The organism is Sphingopyxis granuli (assembly GCF_001559015.1).
In the GTDB taxonomy this organism is placed as follows: domain Bacteria; phylum Pseudomonadota; class Alphaproteobacteria; order Sphingomonadales; family Sphingomonadaceae; genus Sphingopyxis; species Sphingopyxis granuli.
This window is the reverse complement of the sequence record NZ_CP012199.1, coordinates 4,588,609-4,610,604: the sequence shown is the minus strand read 5'-3', so window position 1 is coordinate 4,610,604 and position 21,996 is coordinate 4,588,609. Positions and strand designations below refer to the sequence as shown.

The window sequence follows — 21,996 nt, the reverse complement described above, 5'->3', positions numbered from 1 at the left end:
CTTTAGTCGCAATCGCTAAGCACTACGAACGGGATCTGGCTATCCCGCGCCGACGGTTCATTGCAAATCCCGCTCCAATGGCGAGCAGCATGAAAATCTGAGCGCCGATAGATTGGAGCGTGGGAAATATACCCAAGATGGAGACCCGCGGCACGGAGGCCATCGGAGCGATGTTGATGATTCCGGCTTCCTGCAGGGCAGATACCCCCTTGCCAGCTAAGACGACCGTCAGGACAGCCATCAACCAAGCGCTATATGTGAAAAATTTGGCGATCGGCAGTGTCTGGCTGTAGCGAAGCATCGCCCAAGCGACCGCCACGAGTATAAGCGCCGCCGACCCAGCTCCAGCCACCATCACGCCGCCATTCCCCTGCGTCCACAGCGCGGCATAGAATAAGATAGTCTCGAACACCTCCCGATAGACGACGATGAAGGCGAGTCCGAACAGGAACCAGGCAGATTGGCGAGAGAGCGCACGCGACAATTTTTCGCGAATGTAGCGCTGCCATTGATCCGCCTGCGCTTTGCCATGCATCCAGATCCCAACCGATAGTAGAACAACGGCCGCGATGAGCGAGCCGAACCCTTCGGTCAGCTCGCGGCTTGCGCCGCTAATTCCGATTGCATAGGTCGCGATCGCCCAGGTCATGCCTCCGGCAGCGAGCGCGCCGATCCAGCCCGCATGGACATAAGGGAGAACATCGCTTCGCTCCGCCTTGCGCAGGAAAGCAATCATGGCGACGACAATAAGCAGCGCTTCGAGCCCTTCGCGCAGCATGATTGTGAAAGCGCCGACAAATGTCGAAGCATCGCTGGCGGCGTCGGGTGACAGGGCCACTTCCGCATCGTCAAACAGACCATCGAGCACTTGGACGCGCGATGCTACCTGGTCAGCAGATTGGCCACGTTCCAATGCAGCGCGCAGCTCACCCATGCCGATTTCGATGCGTCCCATCAGCGCTGCGTCACGCGCGGTCAGCATCGGTTCGAGGGGCTCAAATCCGTCAAGATATGCCGCCAGCGCCAACTCCTGCGCCGCAGGGCGATTGCCCGAGCGATAGGCCGCGAGGCTCTGTGACAATTTGGTGCGCGCGACATCAAGCGAGCCCGGTGCCTGCTGGACGACCGCTTCAGGATGGCGGCGCAGATAGGCAATGACCGCATCGGCCCTTTCGGTTCCAATGTTCTTGGCGAGAGCATCGGGAGTCATGCCGGCCAGTGCCGTCAAATCAGGAAGCCGTTGGCGAATGCCGGGATCGGTTTTCCACAGGCGCTCCCCTTCCTTCGCGACGGCGTTCGAAAAGGCGAAATGCCCGGTATAGAAGGCAAGCGCCCAACGATCGTCGCTCGGCAGCGACGAGAAACTCTGCATCGCGGTGCCGTCGATGCCCTGATCTATCACCTGATAGAACGCAAAGGGGCTGCGCTGGCGGGCGCGATCGATGTCGGAGAACGCAATCGGCGGGGTCGTGAGTTTGGCGGCATCAGGGCCGTGACCGTCGCCGGCCGCGCCATGGCAGCTCGCACAATTCTCGGCGAAAAGGGTCGCTCCACGGGCAAAGTCGGGCACTCTGGCTGGAGCGAGCGGGACCGGATAGGCTTTGAGCAAATCACCGGCGAGACCATGGGCAAGATCGGCAACCTGGCTTGGTGGGCCTTTGGCGGCAACGATCGCCTGAAGTCGTGTCGCGCCCTCTATAAGCTTGGCGCGTTCAGGCGTTGGCGGCAACGTGGTGAGGCGTGCGGAGACCGAGGCAGCGAACTCGGTCATCTCGGCATATTCGGACGCGCTCTTGACCTGACCGCCGGAGACCGCACCGCCATAGTCCACCGCCATATAGTCCAACAGCCGCCATGCGGTTTGGACGTCGGCCGTTTTGGCATAACCAACCGCACTTGTGCCCAACATACAGGACGCCGCCCCAAGCACGGCCAAAATACGGAGCATCAATCGGTGAAAGGAAGTCGCTCGCTTGCGAGTCGTCAAATAGCAGCGGCTGTTCGGGGGCGATAGCATCCCCATTCCTTAGACCTTCTAGCAGCTAGAGGGTCAAGCACATTTGCGACTTGTTTGCATTAGTGATCTCTGGCCTATCGTTGTCAATTCGGTTCCCGCTTAGCGAAGCGCAGCGGGATCTGGCGCCAATGTCTCGATGATGCGGCAATCAGAGATGTTCCCATGTCCGCACTGGACGATCACGCTGCTCAATTCGGCTCTGAGGGTATTCAGATCCCGCAACTTTCGGTCGATCTCGGCAAGATGTTCGCGGGCGATCGCATCCACGGCCTTGCACGAGATGTCTTTCTGGTCGGCGAGCTTGAGAAGTGCCTGAACCTGCTCGATTGAAAAACCCAGTGCCCGTGCCCGCCGGATAAAACTCAGCCGCGCGAGATGTTGTGCAGAATATGCCCGATAATTGCTCTTCGTCCGCGCAGGCGGGGCGAGCAAGCCAACGCTTTCATAATAGCGGATTGTTTCAACCTTCGTTCCGGTCGCTTTCGCGAGCTTTCCGATGCTGAATGGCTCGACAGACATAATGGTTGACCCTCTAGTGACTTCAGACTTTATAGAGGGTGTCATGTCGAAGAGTCGAGGTGACATTATGATTGATCAGGCCGCCGCGAGTGCCGTCCCGACAGATTGCAACAGCTGCTCGGGGGAACCAACGCCTGCCAACCAGGTGATTCCCGAGCGTCCGGACAGCGTCATCTTCAAAATCCACGGAATGGACTGCGCTGACGAGGTGACACTTCTCAAGCGCGAAGTCGGGCCGGTCGTTGGGTCGCAGAACCTGTCGTTCGATCTCATCAATGGCCGCATGTCGGTCGCGGGCGCGACGGGTGGCGTGGATCACGCTGGTGTATTGCAGGCCGTCGAGCGCACCGGAATGCGCGCCGAACTCTGGAGAGAGGGCGAGAACAGTGCAGCCGCGCAAGATGAGAACCGTCGGCGCCGTATCCAGGTGGTGTTGACGGTCGCGAGCGGCGTGCTGGTCGCGACGGGTTTTGCGATCCATGCAAGTGCGAGCGGCCTTGCCGCTGTGCTGCACGAAAGTCTGGCCCGTGAGGCCCATCCACCACTGCTCGCCATGCTCGCCTATTCCCTGGCGATCCTCTCGGCGGTTCGATACGTCGCCCCCAAGGCGATCCTTGCGGCACGGCGGCTGCGTCCAGATATGAATCTGCTGATGATCGTCGCAGTGGCGGGCGCGATCGGCATCGGGCAGTGGTTTGAAGCCGCGACGGTAGCGTTCTTCTTCGCTGTCGCACTCGCGCTGGAAGCATGGAGCCTGGGACGCGCCCGCCGCGCCGTTGCCGCGCTGATGGACATCGCGCCCGACACGGCCCGGATACGGGATGCCGCTGGTGTCGAGCAGGACGTGCCGGTTGCTGATGTTGCGGTCGGAACGCATGTGATCGTTCCGCCAGGCAGCAAGGTTCCACTCGACGGCCATGTGATTGCGGGCACGAGCGCGGTCGATCAGGCGCCGATTACAGGCGAGAGCGTCCCCGTCACGGTCACACAAGGCGCGACGGTCTTTGCCGGGACCATCAATGGCATGGGCGCGCTCGAAATCGTCACGACCCGCGCTGCCTCGGATACGACGCTCGCGCGCATCGTGCGCATGGTCGGCGAGGCACAGAGCAAGCGGGCGCCCACCGAACAGTGGGTTGAGCGCTTTGCGCGTATCTATACGCCGGTGGTGATGGCGCTAGCGCTGGCGGTCTTCCTTGTGCCGCCGCTCCTGCTCGGGGAAAGTTGGGCGACGTGGTTCTATCAGGCACTGGTGTTGCTGGTCATCGCCTGCCCTTGCGCGCTGGTCATCTCGACGCCCGTCAGCATTGTCGCGGGACTGACCGGGGCTGCCCGGCAGGGCGTTCTGATCAAGGGCGGCGTTTATCTCGAAGCCCCCGCCCATCTCACCGCGATCGCCATGGACAAGACGGGCACGCTCACGCTCGGGCGTCCCAAAGTGGTCGAATTGATCCCGCTTGGCGGGCGGAGCGAGCTTGAGCTTCTGACGGCTGCGGCTGCTATCGAAGCGCGAAGCGAGCATCCGATTGCGCGCGCGATCCTCGATGCCGCAACGGAACGCGGCGTGGAAGTGATCCCCGCCAAATCCGTGACGGCATTGCCCGGCAAGGGCGTCGTTGGTACGATTGATGGTCGCGAGATCTGGGCAGCGTCTCCCGGCTATCTTCAAGAGCGATTTGGGGACGCGAGCGATGAAGCGCTTGCCGCCCATTTGGATCGCACCGCTGTCGCCGGGCTGACCGGGATCATTGTCGGTGAGGAAAATTCGGTCGTCGGATTGATAACGCTGGGTGACACGGCACGGCCCGAAGCCCGGCAGATCGTCGCACAACTGCACGAACTTGGCATCGCGCAGGTTGCCATGCTGACCGGAGACGCGCGCGGGCCTGCAAACGCCATCGCGCGCGAAACCGGCATCGATGAGGTTTACGCCGAACTGCTTCCCGAGCAGAAAGTCGAGGCGATTGAAAGGCTGGTCGCGCAACATGGCCGCGTCGCCATGGTCGGAGACGGCGTTAATGACGCGCCAGCCATGGCGCGCGCAGGTCTGGGTATTGCCATGGGCGCGATTGGCAGCGACGCGGCGATCGAGACGGCGGATATCGCGCTGATGCAGGATGATCTCTCTCGCCTGCCATGGCTCATTAGCCATTCAAGGAAAACGCTCTTCGTGATCCGCCAGAACATCGGCTTCTCGCTGGCGGTAAAGCTCGTTTTCGCAGGGTTGACGCTGTTTGGCATGGCGTCGCTTTGGGGTGCGATCGCGGCGGATGCCGGGGCCTCTCTCCTGGTCGTGCTCAATGGTATGCGGCTTGTCGGCCGCCGCCAGCAGGTTCGGTAATCCGGTTGTTCCAGCAGCGAAGCTGCGATTTACGCTGGCCCACTAGTCGTCGCGCTGCTCCCCGATGCTCTGCAGCGGGGAGCAGCGCAGTTCTCTAACGCGATCGCGGGCTTATGGGCGGTGGAAAACACACGACCGATCAATGGCACATCCTGGGCGGAGCGACCTGCCTGGCGGGTGCGGGCATCATCCTGTTGGGGCCGCACAGCCTCGCTGCCTGAACTTACCCGTCAATGCGGATGTCGATGCCGATGGTGCAGGTCGGGATAATGGGCGTGGCTATGCACCATCGGCGGATGCCGGTGCCAATGGCTGTGCGCCTCGCCGAGCGCGACGCCGGGCGGGTGGTCGTGCTGGTGGTGGCTGTCATCGACGTGGCGATGGGCGTGCTCCAGTGCTTCGTGGGTGTGTTCGTGGGAGTGCATTTCGGTCAGATGCAGCCAGAGCCCGATCGCCATCAGCACCCCGGCAAGAAGGAGAGTTACCGTGATCGGCTCGCCGAACAGCGCGATTGCCAGCAGTGCGCCCAAGAAAGGCGCCGTCGAGAAATAAGCGCCCGATCGCGCCGTGCCGAGATGCCGCAAGGCGAGTACGAACAGCACCAGGCTGACGCCATAGCCGAGAAAGCCGATCAACGCCGCACCGCCAAGGATAGGCAAGGGCGGAAGCGATGCGCCAAGCATCAGCGCCAGCACGAGATTGACGGCACCGGCAGTCACGCCTTTCATCATAGCGATCTGCACAGGGTCAGCGCTGCTCAGCTTGCGGGTGAGATTATTGTCGATGCCCCAAGCAAGGCACGCGCCCGCGATCGCCAAAATCCCCACCCCACCACCATTCGGACCGCCACCGCGCCAGGATAACAAGAGCGCGCCACCTAGGATCGCCGCCGCGCCGACCAACAGCCGCCTGTCAACATTTTCGCGGAAGACCAGCCAGGCGATAGCAAGCGTTGCGAGGCCTTCCAGGTTAAGCAGCAGCGAAACCGTTGAGGCAGGCGTCGTCGCGAGGCCCGCCATCAGCAGGACCGGCGCAATCGCACCGCCGCACAGGATGACGAGGGCCAACCAGGGCAGATCGGCGCGGGCGAGCGGGGCTTCCGCCGCGCCATGCCCGGTCATCCTGCGGCCGCCATGCACCAGCGCGAGGCCGAGGCCCGAGCCCAGATAGAGCAGCCCCGCCAGCAGCCAGGGACTGACGCCGTTGCCTAGCACCAGTTTGGCGAGCGGTGTGCTGGCGCCAAACAAAAGCGCCGACAGCAACGCCAGCCTTATGCCCGGCGCCCCAATTTTCCGACGATCCCGCATCGCGCATTTCTCTGCATCATGGTTGCTTCATGATAGCAATGAAGCGCGTTGCCGTCAGGGTTGTCTGGTAAGGGCCGTCACTTCACCCGCACTGCCGGTGATCTTCAGTTCGAAATCCACTTTCTCACCAACCTGCGCCGTATCCGCTATTGCGGGCGCTGCCTTGAACGCCATAGTCATCGCCGGCCATTTGGCTTCCGGGATCGGGCCGTGCGCCAGCGTGATGGTGCCCGCTCCCTTGTCGATCGCGGTGACGGTGCCGTGCCCTTTGGCCAGGATCGGTGTGGCGGCGGCGGGCGCCATCGCCATATTATCCGTGCTGCCGGTCATCTCAGAAGAGTCCGGCGTCTCGGCCTTCTGGCCACAGGCGGCGGTCAGGCTTGCAAGGCCCAAGGCGAAGCTTAATCGCAAATAGTGCATGGTTTTCTCCTTCATGAAACAGGTTTCGATTTCGGCCGATGTAGCAGCAGATAGGCTGCCGGCAGAACGAGCATGGAGAGCAGCGGTGCAGTGAGCATTCCGCCGATCATGGGGGCCGCGATCCGGCTCATTACCTCTGATCCGGTGCCACTCCCCAGCAGGATCGGCAAAAGTCCCGCGAAGATCACCGCGACCGTCATCGCCTTGGGCCGGACACGCAGGAGCGCCCCTTCCCGCACGGCGGCTTCGACCTGGGCGGTATCCGGATCGGGGCCAAGCTCCGCCAACGCGTGTTTCAGATAGATCAGCATCACCACGCCGAACTCGGCGGACACACCGGCGAGTGCGATAAATCCGACCCCGGTCGCCACTGATTGGTTGAAACCCAGAAGGTAAAGGAACCAGATGCCGCCGGTGAGCGCGAACGGCAGCGTGCCCATGATCAGCGCCGCATCATCAAACCGGCCGAAGGTCATATAAAGGAGGACAAAAATGATGAGGAGCGTCGCCGGCACCACCAGCTTCAGTTTGGCAATGGCGTGCTGGAGATACTCGAACTGACCCGAGTAGGCGATGCTGACGCCGGGCGAGAGCGGCACTTGCTTTGCAACCACTCGCTGGAGATCGCCAACCACTGAGGTAAGATCGCGGTCGCGCACGTCGACATAGATCCAGGTTGAAGGCCGAGCGTTCTCGGTCTTGAGCATCGGTGGCCCCTCAGCGATTGAGACGCTCGCGACGGTGCCAAGGGTGATCTGCTGGCCCGACGGGGTCAGTATCTGCAGCGTGCGCAAGCCCTCCAGACTGTCACGCAACTCGCGTGGATAGCGCACACTGATTGGATAGCGGGCCAGCCCCTCGACCGTCTCGCCGATCGTCTCACCGCCGATCGCGCCCGAGACGATCGCCTGCACGTCGGCGATGTTAAGCCCGTACCGAGCGGCGGCAGAGCGGTCGATGTCGACATTGACATAGCGCCCGCCGGTCAGCCGCTCGGCCAGCGCCGAGCTAACGCCCGGTACGGTTTTGGCCACCGTCTCGATATCATGGGCGATGCGGTCGAGCTGGGCGAGATCGGCACCAGAGACCTTGACCCCGATCGGGCTTTTGATACCGGTCGCGAGCATATCGATGCGATTGCGGATCGGCGGCACCCAGACATTGGTGAGGCCGGGCACTTTCACCGTGCGATCGAGTTCATCGACCAGTTTGGCGGGCGTCATGCCGGGGCGCCATTGGTCTCTCGGCTTGAACTGAATGGTTGTCTCGAACATCTCTAGCGGCGCCGGATCGGTTGCGGTTTCGGCGCGACCGGCCTTGCCGAACACGCTTTGCACCTCAGGCACCGTGTTGATCAGCCGATCGGTCTGCTGGAGCAGCTCCGAGGCTTTCGCCGCCGACATGCCCGGCAACGCGGAGGGCATATAGAGCAGATCGCCCTCGTCCATATTGGGCATAAACTCGCCGCCCAACCGCGATAGCGGAAAGGCTGTGGTCGCAAACACCAGCGCCGCGATCAGCAGCACGGTTTTCGGCCGGTGCAGTGTCCAGTCGATGGCGGGACGATAGATATGCGTAAGCCAACGGTTGATCGGATTGGCCTGCTCAGCCGGGATCTTCCCCCGGATCAGCCAGCCCATCAGCACCGGCACCAAAGTCACCGACAGGATCGCGGCCCCTGCCATCGCATAGGTCTTGGTGAAAGCCAGAGGCGCGAACAGCCGACCTTCCTGCCCTTGGAGCGTGAAGATCGGAACGAACGACAGCGTGATGATCAGCAAACTGAAGAAAAGAGCCGGCCCGACCTCGGCGGCGGCCTCTGTAACGATCGCCCAGCGCTGATCATTATCGAGCTGCTGGCTGGGATGATCCTGCCCCCAATGCTCGATTTTCTTGTGGGCGTTTTCAATCATGACGACCGCCGCGTCGACCATCGCGCCGATGGCGATGGCGATGCCGCCCAAGGACATGATGTCAGCGTTGACCCCCTGGAACCGCATGACGACGAACGCCGCCAAAACACCCAGGGGCAAGGTAAAGATCGCGACCAGTGCCGAGCGGACGTGCCACAGGAATAGCGCACACACGATCGCGACGACGACGAACTCTTCGAGCAGTTTATGGGTGAGGTTCTCCACTGCGCGGTCGATGAGCTGCGAACGATCATAGGTGGTAATGACCTCCACCCCAGGCGGGAGGCTCGTCTTGAGTGTATCGAGCTTGTCCTTAATCGCTGCGATCGTCTCCCGCGCGTTTTTGCCCGAGCGAAGAATGACGATACCGCCCGCCACTTCGCCTTCGCCGTTGAGTTCTGCGATGCCGCGTCGCATCTCGGGTCCAATCTGAATGATAGCGACATCACCCAAAGTCACCGGGACGCCGCCAGCAGCGGTGCGCAGCGGAATGGCTCGGAAATCGTCGAGCGTCTTCAGATAGCCTGAGGCGCGGATCATATACTCGGCTTCGCCCATCTCCAGCACCGAGCCGCCGGCTTCCTGATTGGCCTTCTGAATGGCCTCTACCGCCTGGGCGTGGGTGATACCGTAGGCGGCGAGTTTCACCGGATCGAGCAGCACCTGATATTGCTTCACCATGCCGCCGATACTTGCGATCTCGGCGACACCCGGCACGGTTTTCAGCTCGTAGCGCAGGAACCAGTCCTGCAAAGAGCGAAGTTGCGACAGGTCGTGCCGGCCGCTTTTATCGACCAGCGCATATTCATAGACCCAGCCCACACCGGTTGCGTCCGGCCCGAGCGCGCTGCGCGTGCCGGCCGGCAATCGCCCCTGCACCTGATTGAGATATTCGAGCACGCGGCTGCGCGCCCAATAGAGATCTGTGCCGTCCTCGAAGATCACATAGACGAAGCTGTCGCCGAAGAAGGAGTAGCCGCGCACCGTCTTGGCGCCCGGCACCGACAGCATGGTGGTGGTGAGCGGATAGGTGACCTGGTTCTCGACGATCTGCGGCGCCTGGCCCGGATAGGAGGTGCGGATGATGACCTGCGTGTCGGAGAGGTCGGGCAGCGCATCGATTGGGGTCGATCGCACCGCCCATATCCCCACGCCGACCAGAGCAAGGACCCCGATCACGACAAGGAAGCGATTGTGGACTGACCAGCGGATGAGGGCGGCGATCATCGATCGGCCCCCATCCTGGTCATCCGGCGCACGGTTGGCCCGGTCGGTGGTTGGTCGAAGTCGAAACGAACGCGATCGCCGGTCTTGAGACCTCGTGTGATCGTCGGATCGAGGAGCCGGAAGGTCATGGTCATCGCCGGCCAGCCAAGGGCGGGGACCGGCTCGTGGCTGAACGTCACAGACCTGGGCGTGATCTGTTCGATCCTGCCGACGGTTTCATAGAGCGCTGGCCCGTTGACGGGTTTGGCGGCTGCCGTTGGTGCGCGACCACCGATCGGCCGTGCTTCCACGCCGGAGAGGCTTGCCTCGGAGTCGATCAGGAACTGACCTGATGCAACGATCTTCTCACCTTCTCTCAAGCCTGCGAGGATTTCGGTGTCGTTCGCGGACTCCCGGCCCGTTTGCACTTCAGCCGGCTGATAACGGCCCTTGTCGAGCGCGAGCATGACGAGCGTTCGCTTGCCGGTTCGAATCAGCGCCTCCGATGGCACGAGCAGCGCGGTCTGCGCACTGCCACCGAACGATACCGTCGCGAACATGCCTGGCTTCAGGCGACCGCCGCGGTTGGGCAGTTCGATCCGCACGGACAGCGTCCGGCTGTCGGCCTGGACATCGGGGAGGATCGCCGACACTCGTCCAGAGAGAGTTTGGCCGGGAAAGGCGGTCAGCGTTGCCTGTACTGGCTGACCGGATTTGAGCTGGCCCGCAACGGCTTCCGGTACGGCGGCGTTGAGCCAAACGGTGCCAAGGCCATTAATCTCCGCCAGCGTCTGGCCCGCCGCCACCGTCATGCCGGCACGCACGCCGAGCGTTTTGATGACACCGCCGGTTGGAGCCGACACGGTGATGACATTGTTCGGCCGTCCGCCGCGTTCAACTGCGGCGATGGTGCTCGATGGGATGCCTAACAGCGCGAGCCGTTGGCGCGCGGCGCGGGTCAGCGCCGCGTCGCCTGTCCGGCGAACCGCCAGATACTCTGCCTGCGCACCCGCCCATTCGGGGACGAGCAAATCTGCGAGCGGTGCGCCTGCACCGATCACATCGCCCGGCGCGCGGCTATAAACGCGCTGGACGAAGCCGGAAGCGCGCGCCTGCACGATAGCGACATCACGCTGGTTGAAATCGATCGTGCCGGTGGCGGTGATGCTGGACCCCAACGATCCCATCCGGGCCTCAACCACGCGCAGGCCAAGGCTCTGCGTGCGTGCCGGATCGATCGTGACCCCGGCTTCGCTTTGCCCCTCGTCGGCATATTTGGGGACGAGCTGCATATCCATGAACGGCGATTTTCCGGGCTTGTCGAAATGCTGGCTGGGGACCATCGGGTCATACCAATAGAGTATTTTCCGGCTCGCATCGGCTCCTGGATCAGCTGCCTGGTCATGGCTGAAGGTGGCAATCCCATAGCCCGCTCCCCCTGCGGTCAGAGCAATGGCGGCAGCGGCGAGGCCAAGCTTTATGCGCGGCGAAAGATCAAGGTTCATCGGCGGTCGCTCCCATAGGTCAGGACAAGTCGCGCGCCGTCACGCGCCACCAGCGCCTCGCGGTCGAGCGTTTCGATTTCGCTGTTGGCCAGCATCGTCTGGGCCTGGATCACGTCGAGCAATCCAGCGCGGCCCGCCGAATAGCTGGCGGTCTCGAGATCGACCTTCTGTCGCGCCAGCGGCAGCAGCGTGTCACGAGACCGCATCCATTGCTCATGATGCATGACATGATCGGCAATCCCTGCTTGGAGATCGGCCGCCAGCGCGCGCCGCATGTCTTCCTGCTCGGCCAGCGCCGCGCTCGCGCTCGCGCTGCTGGCCGCGATTATCGGGTCCTGCCGTTTGCCAGCGAACAACGGCAGGCTGATCGTGACGCCGGCCGACACCATGTCGCCATAGCGATCGGCGCGGCGCTGGTAGGCGACATCGAAACTCCAGTCCGGCCGTTTCGTGGCGCGTGCCGCTGCGACATCTGCCTCGGCCTGCCGTGTTCGCGCTATCGCTGCGTTCAGATCGGGATGCTGGCCGACCGCCTCACGCAAGGCGGTCGGATTGATCGCGAAATCGGGGACAGTGCCAGTGACCTCCGGGTTCGCATCGCCCGTCCAACGGGCGAGTGTCGAGCGGGCGCGAGCGGAATCGGCCGCAGCTTCGCTTCTCTTGTCCTCAAGCGCAGCAATTGCCTGGCGCACATCGAGCGTTTGCGCGGGTCGGGCCGCGCCCGACGCTACGCCCGAATGCGCTGCGACCGCGAGGCCATTCTGCCGCGCGATAACGGCATCAATCGCTGCAAGACGCCGCTCGGCATAATAGAGGTCGATCCAGGCGAGCGCGGTCGCCACTTTGACGCGACGGACTTCGGCGAAGCCATTGGCCTCGGCTGCCGCGATGTCGGCCTGGGCGCGAGCCTGCTGGGCATGACGCTTGGCGGCATTGGGCACATCCTGGCTGATGCCCACGCGCGCCATCGTCATGCTGTCGCCGGCATAGGTGAAGGCGGGTGGACCCGAGACGGGGAAATTGTCGAGACCGACGCCAAGTTTGGGGTCAGGAAGCCGGCCGGCGGCTATGGCGGCCGACCGGCGCGCCTCGACATCGAGGCTGCGAGCCTGGACTGACGGCGCGGCCTCCGCCCTGGAAAGGGCATCTTCGAAGGTCAGCGGCTGCGCGAAGGCAAGGCCGGGCATTGCGGCGGACAGCAACGCAACGAACACATAACGCATGGAAAACTCCCGGTGGAGAGATCGGAGCAGCACGGGACAGGATCGCGGGCATATGGGTGGCGACGAAACGGGGGGCGTTCCGTCGCCACCGCCAGCCCGGCAATGATGCGACCCGAAGGCGCCGGGGCTGATCTTAGCCGGCCGATGGCATCGAATGCCCATCATGCATGGACTTCATGCAATCAGCGGCATGCGTCTTCATCATGTCGCACGTGCAGTTCGCCATCTGTGCCTGATCAGGCACCCACACGCGCTTCTGCGCAGGGCCGGTGGCCCGCGGACCATATTGAGGTGCCGACCGCCACTCCCAATGTCCCTGGGGCGTGGTCTGGCTGTTGTCGGCCGCCCATGCAGGTGCGGTGAGGCTGAGGGCCGCAACGAGGGCGACCGAAAGCGTCTTCATGGTCATCACGAATATCCTTTGACTGAATGGAGGGGGATCGCTGGGTCGGGCGCGACACTGCCGCGCGCCGAACAGACGCGATCGCTCAATCAGCCAAGGTTCATGGGAGGATCAGGATCGGGGGCGAAATTCTTGCCCGCCAGCACGGTCGTTGCCGACCAGAAATTGGGCTTGCCGTGAATATGAGGCGCAGCAATACTTCCAGTTAGATCGGCGGCCATCAACGGCACCACGCACCCCATGGCCGCGATGCAGTCAAGGGTGAGCCCCTTGCATGGCTTTTCCTTTGGCGCCGGCTGCTGCATGGCCATCATGGCCATACAATCCGCGTCCATCGCCATTGTCTTGGCCGGCGCGGTCGCAGGAACGCTTCGCGCATAGGCCAACTCAGCTCCGAAGAGGCCGATCAGGGCTCCGATGAGGAGCAGCGAGGCGAGAAAGCGTTTCACGGTTAAGTCAATCTATAACAACCCAGTCCTGACGGCAATTGCCAACCTATCCTTGATGCCGTGCGAATATCCGGGTGCCGTTGGCGCCGAAGGCCGTGACGACATAGGGATCGCCGCGTCGCCCCGGCACTTCCATGCCGGGCGATCCAATCGGCATTCCGGCGACAGCCAGTCCTGATACGCCTTTCGGACGCTGGGCGAGCACCCGCTTCATGTCTGCCATGGGAACATGACCTTCGAAGACCATGCCGTCGATGAGAGCGGTATGACAGGAGGAAAGCGACGCAGGAACGCCGCGAGCGCGCTGAAGGGCCGATCGGTTCTGATCGTCGACCATCCTGACGGACCTGTCGAATTGCGTCCGCACCTGGGCGGCCCATTGCTCGCAGCAGCCGCAGCCTGGGTCGCGATGCACCACGATCGGTCCTGCCGCGCTGGCCGCCGTTGCGGATAGCATCAACGCTGCCGCAGCTAGGTGAAATCTCATGCTCCGAGTCCTCTCATGTTCCACCACCTATACGCACGCGCGAGGCGGATCCCTCGAAATTTGTCGATTGTCAGTCTATTCGATTGAGCACCGCCTTCATCTCGTCGATTTCCCAGCGCCGTGATACGATGATTTGGCCGAATAGCCGTGTGACTTGCCCATTGCGCAGGTCCGCACCACGACGCATCAGAGTCGCATCTGAATGACCGTGGATCATCGAGCGTCTGTCCCTGGCTCCTACTCGGTCCACGCCTGCCGAATCTTTCACTCCCCGTGCATGTGCTCGTCCTTCATGCCCTGCATCATCGCGTCATGGTCCTGAGGTGCACTGGCGACCAACCGCTGATACTCTGCGGCCGACATGCCAGGCAACCGACGCACAAAGGCGACCATGTCCCAGATCAAGGGATCGGGATGGGTTTTGCCCCACGCTGGCATCGCGCTCAGCTTGACACCGTGCTTGATGATCCAGAATTGTTCGGCGGGCCCCAGATGTGAGTGCTTTGCAAGCTCGGGCGCCTGCGGATAGAGGCCCTGGCTCAGTTCGGAGCGCTCGACACCAGGGCCAAGATGACAGCCGGCGCACATCTCGCCGTAGAGCCCGCCGCCTACTGCTACCCGCTGCGGCGCATCAAGGTCTTTGGGCGCAGCGATACCGCGAGCATGCACCGTGATCGAACGATCGCGGAGACTTTCCAGCAACGCATAGACCGGCTTTGTGTGCGGCGCGTCGGCCGCGATATTATAAATGCCGAAATAGATGAATGCGGCCGTAAAGATGAACAGGAGTGCTGCCAGTATACCGACGAACGGCCAACTCGGCCAGTGTCGCCGAAGAGATTTCTTGTCCATAGTCATCTCCTCGCAATATCATGTGTTGTGCGGCTCAGAACCAGAGCCGCACGCCTGCGACAAAGCTCGTGGTGGTGGGATCCTCGCCATCTGCTCGTGCGAAGTCGGCGGTCCTGCCCGTCTTCGCATCGTAGGACACGCCGATATAGGGAGCGAACTGCCGGGTGATTTCATAGCGCAGCCGCAACCCTAGCTCGGCATTGGTGAGCCCCGATCCGAGTCGGTTCTCAGGGACGTCCTGCGCGGAAAGGTTCAGCTCGACACGCGGCTGCAAGACCAGTCGCTGGGTGATGCGTTGGTCATAATAGCCTTCGAGCCGACCGAGCAGATCACCCTTGTTGCTCAGGAACAGGGCGCCTTCGACCTCGAACAGATAGGGCGCGAGCCCTTCGAAGCCGACCGTCGCATAGGTCCGGTTCGGCCCTTGCCCGAAATCCTGGCGAACGCCGGCCTGCAGGTCGAAATAGGGTCCAATTGCACGGCTGTAGAGTGCCTGGACCTCAGCGCTCTCGAGGCGGTCGCCGAACGCGCCTTCGCCTTCGGATTTGAGCCAGAAGCGATTGATGTCGCCGCCGACAAACGCCTCACCATCCCAACGATAGCCGTCGCGTCCGGCACGAGCCTGATATTCAGCCAAGTTGAACATCACCTGGTAGACAGTTCGCCCGCCTTGCTCGCGCATCGATTTGGCGCGGGCACGGTCCATTTCCACCTTAGGGAACAGTCGATCGGCATAATGATCGCTTGGCGGCGGTGGCGCGGGTGCGTCGCCGGCGGGAAGCGCCGTCCCGGTCATTTCCATTCCGGCGTGCGCCGCCTGTGGCGTGGCGCCGTGCTGGCTGTGGTCCTGCATGTCCATGTTGGGCATCGACTGCGAAGACTGGGTTGCCGATGCCGGCGGAGCCATGTCCATACCGGGCATTGAGGCTTGGTTCATGCCCTTCATCGCTTCATCGGGCTTAGTCGGCGCCTGCGGTGACGGCTTGAGGGCCGGAGTGGGCTTTCCTTGCCGGCGGAGCTGTTTCTTCACTCCAGGCTTTTTCGCTACGGCCTTTTTGGCCGCAGGTTTTTGCGGCGTGGGCATCTGCATACCCGGCATGCTCATACCCTGGTGCCGCGAATGGTCCTGCGCAAGCGCCGGTTGATTGACCAGCAACGAGGCTGATGCGGTTAAGGCCGCGGCGAGACGGATCATTGCGCCTCTCCCTTCGGTCGCACGCTCACGATCCGCATCATGCCGGCCTCCATGTGATAGAGCAGATGGCAGTGGAACGCCCAATCGCCGACCGCATCAGCGGTAAAATCCCAAGTCACCTTACCGCCCGGTTGGACGATTACCGTATGTTTGCGCGGAGCGTGATCACCATGGCCGGTGACGAGTTCGAAGAAATGGCCGTGGATGTGGATCGGATGGCCCATCATGGTGTCATTGATAAGGTTCACGCGCACCCGCTCGCCCTCAATGAAGGGGATGGGTTCATGCACGTCGGACATCTTCTGGCCGTCGAACGACCACATGAAACGTTCCATGTTGCCCGTCAGATGAATGTCGATGCTCCGCGAGGGCGCCCGCACATCGGGATTGCGGTCGAGTGCTATGAGATCTTTGTAGACGAGAACCTTGTGACCGACGTCCTCCAGCCCTTGTCCGGGCTCGCCCGTGCGATCCATCGGCATCGGCGAGATTGTCTGTACACCGGGACCGCGTTTGACCTGCGGCGCCTTGGAGAAGTCCCGCATGTTCATCGAACCCATGTCCATGCCGGCCATGGTCTGATCGCCTGCCATGGCGCCATGACCCATTGCAGAATGGTCCATTGTCCCGCTGTTTCCCGGCATGCCCTGCATATTGGAATGATCCATTCCGGCCATTCCAGTCTGGGATGCGACGGCCGCGGCAACGCCTATTGCAAGCTTCGCGGAAGCATTCTGCTCGGCTGTCGGATCGATTCCTCGTGTCAAACCCTTACCGGCGGACATGTCCATTCCTTCCATGCCCTGCATCCCGGACATATCCATGCCCATATCTTTCATCGTCGCGATCGGACGCGGGCGTAGAGGTGGCACGGGAGCCGTCATACCGGCGCGCGGCGCAAGGGTCGCGCGTGCCATGCCCGAACGGTCGATGGCCTCTCCAACCAGTGTGAACGCCTTATCCTCAGTGGGAGTGACGATAGCGTCGTAGGTTTCGGCGACGCCGATCTGGAACTCGTCGATCTCGATGGGCATGACATTCTGCCCATCGGCCTGGACGATGGTGAAGCGCAGCCCAGGAATGCGGACATTGAAGGTCGTCATCGCTGACGCGTTGACGAACCGCAAACGCACACGCTGACCGGGAGAGAACAGGGCGGTCCAGTTGTCTTTCGGGCCATGGCCATTGACGAGATAGGTGTAAGCAGCCCCCGTCGTGTCCGAAATGTCGGTCGGGTCCATGCGCATGGCACCCCAGTCAAGGCGATCTTTCAGGCGCTGGTCTCGGCCAGCGAGAAGGCCAGCCAGGGTTTGCCGTTGATAGTTAAAATGCCCGGCATCCACCTTCATTCGTCTGAAAATTGCTTCGGGCGAGATCGGGCTATGATCTGAAAGTACGATCACATGTTCGCGGTCGAACTGAACAGGGTCGGTCCCAGCGGGATCAATCACGATTGGACCGTAATGGCCAAGCTGCTCCTGAAACCCGGAGTGGCTGTGATACCAGTAGGTGCCGTTCTGTCGGACAGGGAATTCGTATAGATAACTGGAGCGTGGCTTGATGCCGGAGAACGAGACCCCGGGCACGCCATCCATCTGGGGCGGCAGGAGCAAGCCGTGCCAGTGGATGGAGCTGTCTTCGTCGAGATCATTGATCACGTTGAGACGCACCATCTGGCCTTCGCGAAGGCGGATGAGGGGGGCAGGCACCGTGCCGTTCACGCCGATCGCAGCGGACTGGCGTCCGTCGATGACCATGGTGTGTTGCGCAATCCGCAGGGTAATGTCGGTGCCCGACACAGTCGGAAGAGGAGCGGCAAGGCCCAGGGATACAGGCTGAGCCCATGCTGGCATCCAGGCAGCGAATGCGGCTGCGCCGCCTGCAAACCCTATTCCTCGCAGAAGCCCTCGGCGATCGAGGTTTGTAAACTCCATAACCCGCAATCCCTGTCCTGAATTTTCAGGGATTACGCATAGCCAGCCTCAACCCCTCAATATTTCTGCAAGCCTGGCACGGGCGCGATAGAGTCTGGTTTCTACGGCCTTCCCGCTAATCCCAAGCGCTCCTGCCGTTTCGGCCTGACTTAACTCCTCGATCGTGCGGAGTACGAGCACTTCTCGGAGATTGGCCGGCAATGTGCCAATAGCCGCCATCGTGCGTTCCAGTTCGTGTCGATCGGCCAATTCGACATCGGCGCCTGCGGTCCCGTCCGCAATGTGCCACGCTTCTTCAATAGGGCGGGCAAAGGTAAAGAAGCGGCGGACGGCGCGGCGTCGTGCCCAGTCCCGCGCCTTGTTGATTGCGATGCGCGAGATCCATAGCCGAAAAGGGCGTTCGCCATCATAACTGTGCAAAGCCGAAAATGCGGCGATGAAGCTCTGCTGGGTAAGGTCGACGGCGGCATCCGCGTCACCGATATGACTGCGCAACAAGCGGAACACGCTGCCTCGGTGACGGAGCATCAATTCTCTATAGGCTGGCTGTCGTCCGCCCAACGCGAGCGCTGCCAGCTCGCCGTCCGAGCAGGCGGCGAGATCGAGACTCACCGTTCCTTGGCCGTCAGCGCCCTGACTACTGTGGCGTCAAACTTGGCGGCCTGTTCAGGTGTGAGAACGGCCCGCATAGCAAAGACATGCTCAAGTGTTTCCTTCTGAAGCTCGCCCATCGCCTGATGTGAACGGTCGATCGCAGCGCCAACAGCAGGGCCATAGCCGTGTTCGGCCTGAATGGCATCGGCAAGCCTGGCATTATCAGCGCGCAGCTCTAGCTCCAGTGCCTGCCTACGGATAGCGAAACGACGCTCGATCTCGTCCATTTGCGTTTGCTGTGCGCGGTCGAGTTTAAGGTTATGGTGAAGCAAGGAGTGAAGTTCATTTTCGACTGGTGCCGGCGCGGCAATGAACGCGCGGCCAATAAACGCACCCGCTATCGCTGCGAGAAAGGCGATAACCGCGATGAGCAATAGGCGACGACGGTCCGTCATTCGCTCGCACCGAGAAGCGTCGAGGGCGCCAATGCCGGCGGTGCGCCGAGAGGAGCGATCGATGGGGCGCGGGTCTCATGTGCTGGTATCACAGAGCCAAGCAATCCGATCGAGAGCGCAAAGACGGCCGCCACGCCGAAAGCCGTGCTTGACAACGGAGTGCCATGCCGACGTTGGAAGACAATCGCTTCCATTACAGCGCCATCGATTTGTTCCAGCCTGGGGTCTGCTGGAAGCTCTCTTAAGCGCCTGAGCGCCGCATCTATGTCCATCATCTCACTACTCCCGCCCCAATCCGCCACATTACGCATGGTAGTTTACGCATGGTAGCGGAAAACCCCTCATCGCTAATCGAAGCTTGGTAATGAGGGGTAAGCGTCAAGGCTGCGTAATGTACATCGAACCCAACGGAGATGTTCGATGAAGATAAAGACCAAATTCGCAGCCCTTCTGGCAATTCTGTCAATCGGCCTGTCAACGCCGGCGCTGGCCCATCCCAAGCTCGTTAGCTCCACGCCAGCGGCCAGTGCGACGGTTGGTGCCACGAACCGCCTGACGCTGACATTCAGCGAGCGACTGATGCCGCGCCTGTCCGGTGTCGATCTTGCGATGACCGGTATGCCGGGCATGGCAAACCATGCCCCGATGAAGATTGGCGGAGCGACAACTGCGGTTGGAGTGAGGTGGTGCCGGTTTTCTGGACAGGGTGTTAAGCTAGTCCCGACCTGAAGGAATGGTACGGGAATGAAGACGACGAGGAAGCGGTACAGCGCGGATTTCAAGGCGAAGGTTGCGCTTGAAGCGATCCGGGGCGATCTGACGCTGGCGGAGCTGGCAGCCAAGCATGGCGTTCACCACACGATGATTGCGTCGTGGAAGCGGCAGGCGATTGCGGGGATGGCAGGCACATTTTCCGGCGCAGGTGAAGCGGCCAGGGCGGCCAGCGAGGCCGAAGTGGACAAGCTGCATGCGAAGATCGGGCAGTTGCTGGTCGAGCGGGATTTTTAGCGAAAGCCTCCGGTCGATGAGCGTGGCACGGAGGCGATCGATGATCGAGGCTGCTCACCGTCGCCTGTCGATCGCGGCGCAATGCCGACTGCTGTCGATCAGCCGGTCGAGCTACTATTACGCGCCAGTGCCGGAGACCGAGGAGACGTTGGCGCTGATGCGGGTGATCGACGCGGCGTTCCTCGACATGCCGTGGTACGGCAGTCGGCAGATGGTCCGGCATCTGCGCCGTAATGGTCATGACGTTGGGCGACGACGGGTGCGGCGGCTGATGGCGAAGATGGGGCTATCGCCCATTTATCAGCGGCCGCGCACGAGCGATCCGCACCCGCAGCACCGGGTTTATCCGTATCTGCTGCGCAAGCTGACGATCGAGCGGCCCAACCATGTGTGGTGCGCTGACGTGACCTATATCCCGATGCGCCGGGGCTTCCTTTACCTGGTCGCGATCATGGACTGGGCCACCCGAAAGGTACTGGCGTGGCGACTGTCGAACACCATGGACGCGGGCTTCTGCGTCACGGCATTGGAGGAAGCGCTGACGCGCTTCGGCAGCCCCGAGATCTTCAATACCGATCAGGGTAGCCAGTTCACCAGCTTTGCCTTCACCAGCGTGCTGCGCGACGCAGAGGTCCGCATCAGCATGGATGGCCGGGGGCGGTGGATGGACAATGTCTTCATCGAGCGCCTCTGGCGTTCCCTGAAATACGAATGCGTGTATCTGCACGCCTTCGAGACCGGCTCCGAGTTGCGGGCTGGTCTTGGCCGGTGGATCACCTATTACAACACCCAGCGTCCACACTCGGGCCTTGCCGGGAGGACCCCGGCAGAGGCCTATCGGCGGATCGGGCAATCAGATCATGGGGGGCATGCCCCCCATGATCTGATGATCAAACAGGCGGCATGAACGACAACCGGGATTAGCTTAACTTAGCCGCCAAACTGTCCAAATAGGCGGGACCACCTCAGAGAGGATGGCAAGACGCTCATCGTGACCCTGGCGCGTCCGCTGACCGCTGGCAGCTACAAGGTCGACTGGCACGCCGTCGCAGCCGACACCCACCGGATCGTTGGCAGTTTGACCTTTACGGTGCGCTGAAGAATGGACAGTTCGCTCGTCGCGATCCGCTGGTCTCTCTATGCGGATCTTGGGCTGCTGTTCGGGTTGCTCCTCTTCGCGCTCTATGCCCTGAAGGCGTCTGAGCGCGAGAGGCTGCTCCCGCTCCGCTGGTTGACAACAGCGTTGGCCGGGTTGGGCATCGTGCTGAGCGGCTTGAGCTTCGTTCTTGCCGTCGCAGCGATGCTTGGCGTCGCGTTGAAGGACGTCGACCATGCCTCGGTCATGATGATATTGACCGAGACGCCCGTCGGTTGGGCTCTGCTCGCGCGTATATTGGCGCTGACGATATTATGCGCTGCCGTCCTTGCGCCCTGGGCGTTCCGAGGGACGGGGATAACAATTCTTGCCCTTATTGCCGCTATCCCCGTCGCCAGCCTCGCCTGGTCAGGTCATGGTGCCGCGTCGGAAGGACTCACTGGGATGGTCCATCTTGCCGGTGACATCCTTCATTTGCTTGCCGGATCAGCGTGGATAGGGGCCCTGGCCGCCTTTATCCTGATGCTGTCACGCCGCTCACCGATCTTTGAGCAACTCGATACAGCGCATCGTGCGCTCGCCGGGTTCGCCACTGCTGGCACGGTCATCGTCGGCTTGGTCGTCGTGACGGGCATCGTGAACAGCTACGCGCTGATCGGGCCGCAAAATATATCGGGGCTATTCCAGAGTGCCTATGGCCAGCTGCTTTTCATAAAGCTCGTTCTTTTCGGACTGATGCTTGCGCTGGCAGCTAGCAATCGCTTCAACCTGACCCCGGCGCTGGCGACAGGAATCGAGGACGGCAACATAGAAGGGGCCGTAATGCGGCTGCGTCGAAGCCTTTGGCTCGAAGGTGGCGCTGCGGTGCTCATCCTCGCTTTGGTCGCATGGCTGGGAACGCTACTACCACCAGCATCCGCAGGGTGACGAGAAGCGCCTCAAGCAAGCGCGACGGCAGACGCTCGGCAGACGCCAGATGCTCAAAAGGATCAGCGAATGGCATCCGTCGGTTGGGCGCGCTGCACAGGCTCAGATTTCGAAGATCCTGTTTCGCACACGAATGGCCCGCAGC

General features: G+C 62.0%; 19 protein-coding genes and 1 pseudogene. 5 read left to right on the top strand and 15 right to left on the bottom strand.

The features are described 5' to 3' along the window. Positions 1–22: 22 nt before the first annotated feature. On the bottom strand, positions 23–1,909 hold the full coding sequence (locus SGRAN_RS21060) for a cytochrome c/FTR1 family iron permease (RefSeq protein WP_237233606.1): 1,887 nt from the start codon (positions 1,907–1,909) through the stop codon (positions 23–25). Between the two features lie 207 nt (positions 1,910–2,116). Continuing rightward, positions 2,117–2,536 (bottom strand): MerR family transcriptional regulator, encoded by a 420-nt coding sequence (locus SGRAN_RS21055; RefSeq protein ID WP_067186635.1) that lies wholly within the window; start codon positions 2,534–2,536, stop codon positions 2,117–2,119. Between the two features lie 67 nt (positions 2,537–2,603). Between SGRAN_RS21055 and SGRAN_RS21050 the strand changes: the two genes are divergently transcribed. Further along, positions 2,604–4,877: a heavy metal translocating P-type ATPase gene (locus SGRAN_RS21050; protein ID WP_237233596.1), complete on the top strand. Its 2,274-nt coding sequence runs from the start codon at positions 2,604–2,606 to the stop codon at positions 4,875–4,877. A gap of 230 nt (positions 4,878–5,107) precedes the next feature. Here SGRAN_RS21050 and SGRAN_RS21045 read toward each other — a convergent pair whose 3' ends face one another. From SGRAN_RS21045 to SGRAN_RS20985, 13 genes are all read right to left on the bottom strand, one after another. Continuing rightward, a complete protein-coding gene (locus tag SGRAN_RS21045) occupies positions 5,108–6,184 on the bottom strand; it encodes a DMT family transporter (RefSeq protein WP_067186633.1) in 1,077 nt (358 codons plus the stop codon). 54 nt (positions 6,185–6,238) lie between these two features. Continuing rightward, positions 6,239–6,604 (bottom strand): copper-binding protein, encoded by a 366-nt coding sequence (locus SGRAN_RS21040; protein WP_210434181.1) that lies wholly within the window; start codon positions 6,602–6,604, stop codon positions 6,239–6,241. An 11-nt stretch (positions 6,605–6,615) separates the two neighbouring features. Then, complete coding sequence (locus tag SGRAN_RS21035) at positions 6,616–9,744, bottom strand: efflux RND transporter permease subunit (protein ID WP_067186629.1); 3,129 nt, start codon at positions 9,742–9,744, stop codon at positions 6,616–6,618. Then, the gene (locus tag SGRAN_RS21030; protein ID WP_067186627.1) at positions 9,741–11,228 is read right to left on the bottom strand and encodes an efflux RND transporter periplasmic adaptor subunit; all 1,488 of its coding nucleotides are present in this window, start codon (positions 11,226–11,228) and stop codon (positions 9,741–9,743) included. The genes SGRAN_RS21035 and SGRAN_RS21030 overlap by 4 nt, the downstream gene beginning before the upstream one ends. Next, positions 11,225–12,451, bottom strand: a complete 1,227-nt coding sequence (locus tag SGRAN_RS21025) for a TolC family protein (protein WP_067186625.1) — start codon at positions 12,449–12,451, stop codon at positions 11,225–11,227. The genes SGRAN_RS21030 and SGRAN_RS21025 overlap by 4 nt, the downstream gene beginning before the upstream one ends. 133 nt (positions 12,452–12,584) lie before the next feature. Then, positions 12,585–12,860, bottom strand: coding sequence for a hypothetical protein (locus tag SGRAN_RS21020; RefSeq protein ID WP_067186624.1), 276 nt, complete (start codon positions 12,858–12,860; stop codon positions 12,585–12,587). Positions 12,861–12,943: 83 nt separating this feature from the next. Next, positions 12,944–13,303, bottom strand: coding sequence for a hypothetical protein (locus SGRAN_RS21015; protein WP_067186622.1), 360 nt, complete (start codon positions 13,301–13,303; stop codon positions 12,944–12,946). A gap of 46 nt (positions 13,304–13,349) precedes the next feature. Beyond that, the gene (locus SGRAN_RS21010) at positions 13,350–13,790 is read right to left on the bottom strand and encodes a DUF411 domain-containing protein (RefSeq protein WP_067186620.1); all 441 of its coding nucleotides are present in this window, start codon (positions 13,788–13,790) and stop codon (positions 13,350–13,352) included. A gap of 264 nt (positions 13,791–14,054) precedes the next feature. After that, positions 14,055–14,642, bottom strand: a complete 588-nt coding sequence (locus SGRAN_RS21005) for a c-type cytochrome (RefSeq protein ID WP_067187238.1) — start codon at positions 14,640–14,642, stop codon at positions 14,055–14,057. Between the two features lie 34 nt (positions 14,643–14,676). Next, positions 14,677–15,837, bottom strand: coding sequence for a copper resistance protein B (locus tag SGRAN_RS21000; protein ID WP_067186618.1), 1,161 nt, complete (start codon positions 15,835–15,837; stop codon positions 14,677–14,679). Then, positions 15,834–17,771 (bottom strand): copper resistance system multicopper oxidase, encoded by a 1,938-nt coding sequence (locus tag SGRAN_RS20995; RefSeq protein WP_067186616.1) that lies wholly within the window; start codon positions 17,769–17,771, stop codon positions 15,834–15,836. Before SGRAN_RS20995 ends, SGRAN_RS21000 begins: the two co-directional genes overlap by 4 nt. 48 nt (positions 17,772–17,819) lie before the next feature. Then, positions 17,820–18,383: an RNA polymerase sigma factor gene (locus tag SGRAN_RS20990; protein WP_067186615.1), complete on the bottom strand. Its 564-nt coding sequence runs from the start codon at positions 18,381–18,383 to the stop codon at positions 17,820–17,822. After that, the gene (locus SGRAN_RS20985) at positions 18,380–18,820 is read right to left on the bottom strand and encodes a Spy/CpxP family protein refolding chaperone (RefSeq protein ID WP_067186613.1); all 441 of its coding nucleotides are present in this window, start codon (positions 18,818–18,820) and stop codon (positions 18,380–18,382) included. Before SGRAN_RS20985 ends, SGRAN_RS20990 begins: the two co-directional genes overlap by 4 nt. 420 nt (positions 18,821–19,240) lie before the next feature. Here SGRAN_RS20985 and SGRAN_RS20980 point away from each other — a divergent pair, with 420 nt between their 5' ends. The 4 genes and pseudogenes from SGRAN_RS20980 to copD all read left to right on the top strand — a co-directional run bounded on the left by SGRAN_RS20980 (position 19,241) and on the right by copD (position 21,851). Further along, positions 19,241–19,549, top strand: a complete 309-nt coding sequence (locus SGRAN_RS20980; RefSeq protein WP_067186612.1) for a copper resistance protein CopC — start codon at positions 19,241–19,243, stop codon at positions 19,547–19,549. Positions 19,550–19,564: 15 nt separating this feature from the next. Continuing rightward, positions 19,565–20,735, top strand: a protein-coding gene (locus tag SGRAN_RS20970) for an IS3 family transposase (protein WP_148650941.1) whose coding sequence is annotated in 2 segments (ribosomal slippage) — positions 19,565–19,824 and positions 19,823–20,735 — 1,173 coding nt in all. Because the reading frame shifts where the segments join, the coding sequence is not laid out codon by codon here. Positions 20,736–20,810: 75 nt separating this feature from the next. Beyond that, positions 20,811–20,927: pseudogene (locus SGRAN_RS21970) on the top strand (copper resistance protein CopC); the annotation flags it as partial. A gap of 3 nt (positions 20,928–20,930) precedes the next feature. After that, positions 20,931–21,851, top strand: coding sequence for a copper homeostasis membrane protein CopD (gene copD / locus SGRAN_RS20965; protein ID WP_067186608.1), 921 nt, complete (start codon positions 20,931–20,933; stop codon positions 21,849–21,851). Positions 21,852–21,996: the final 145 nt, after the last annotated feature.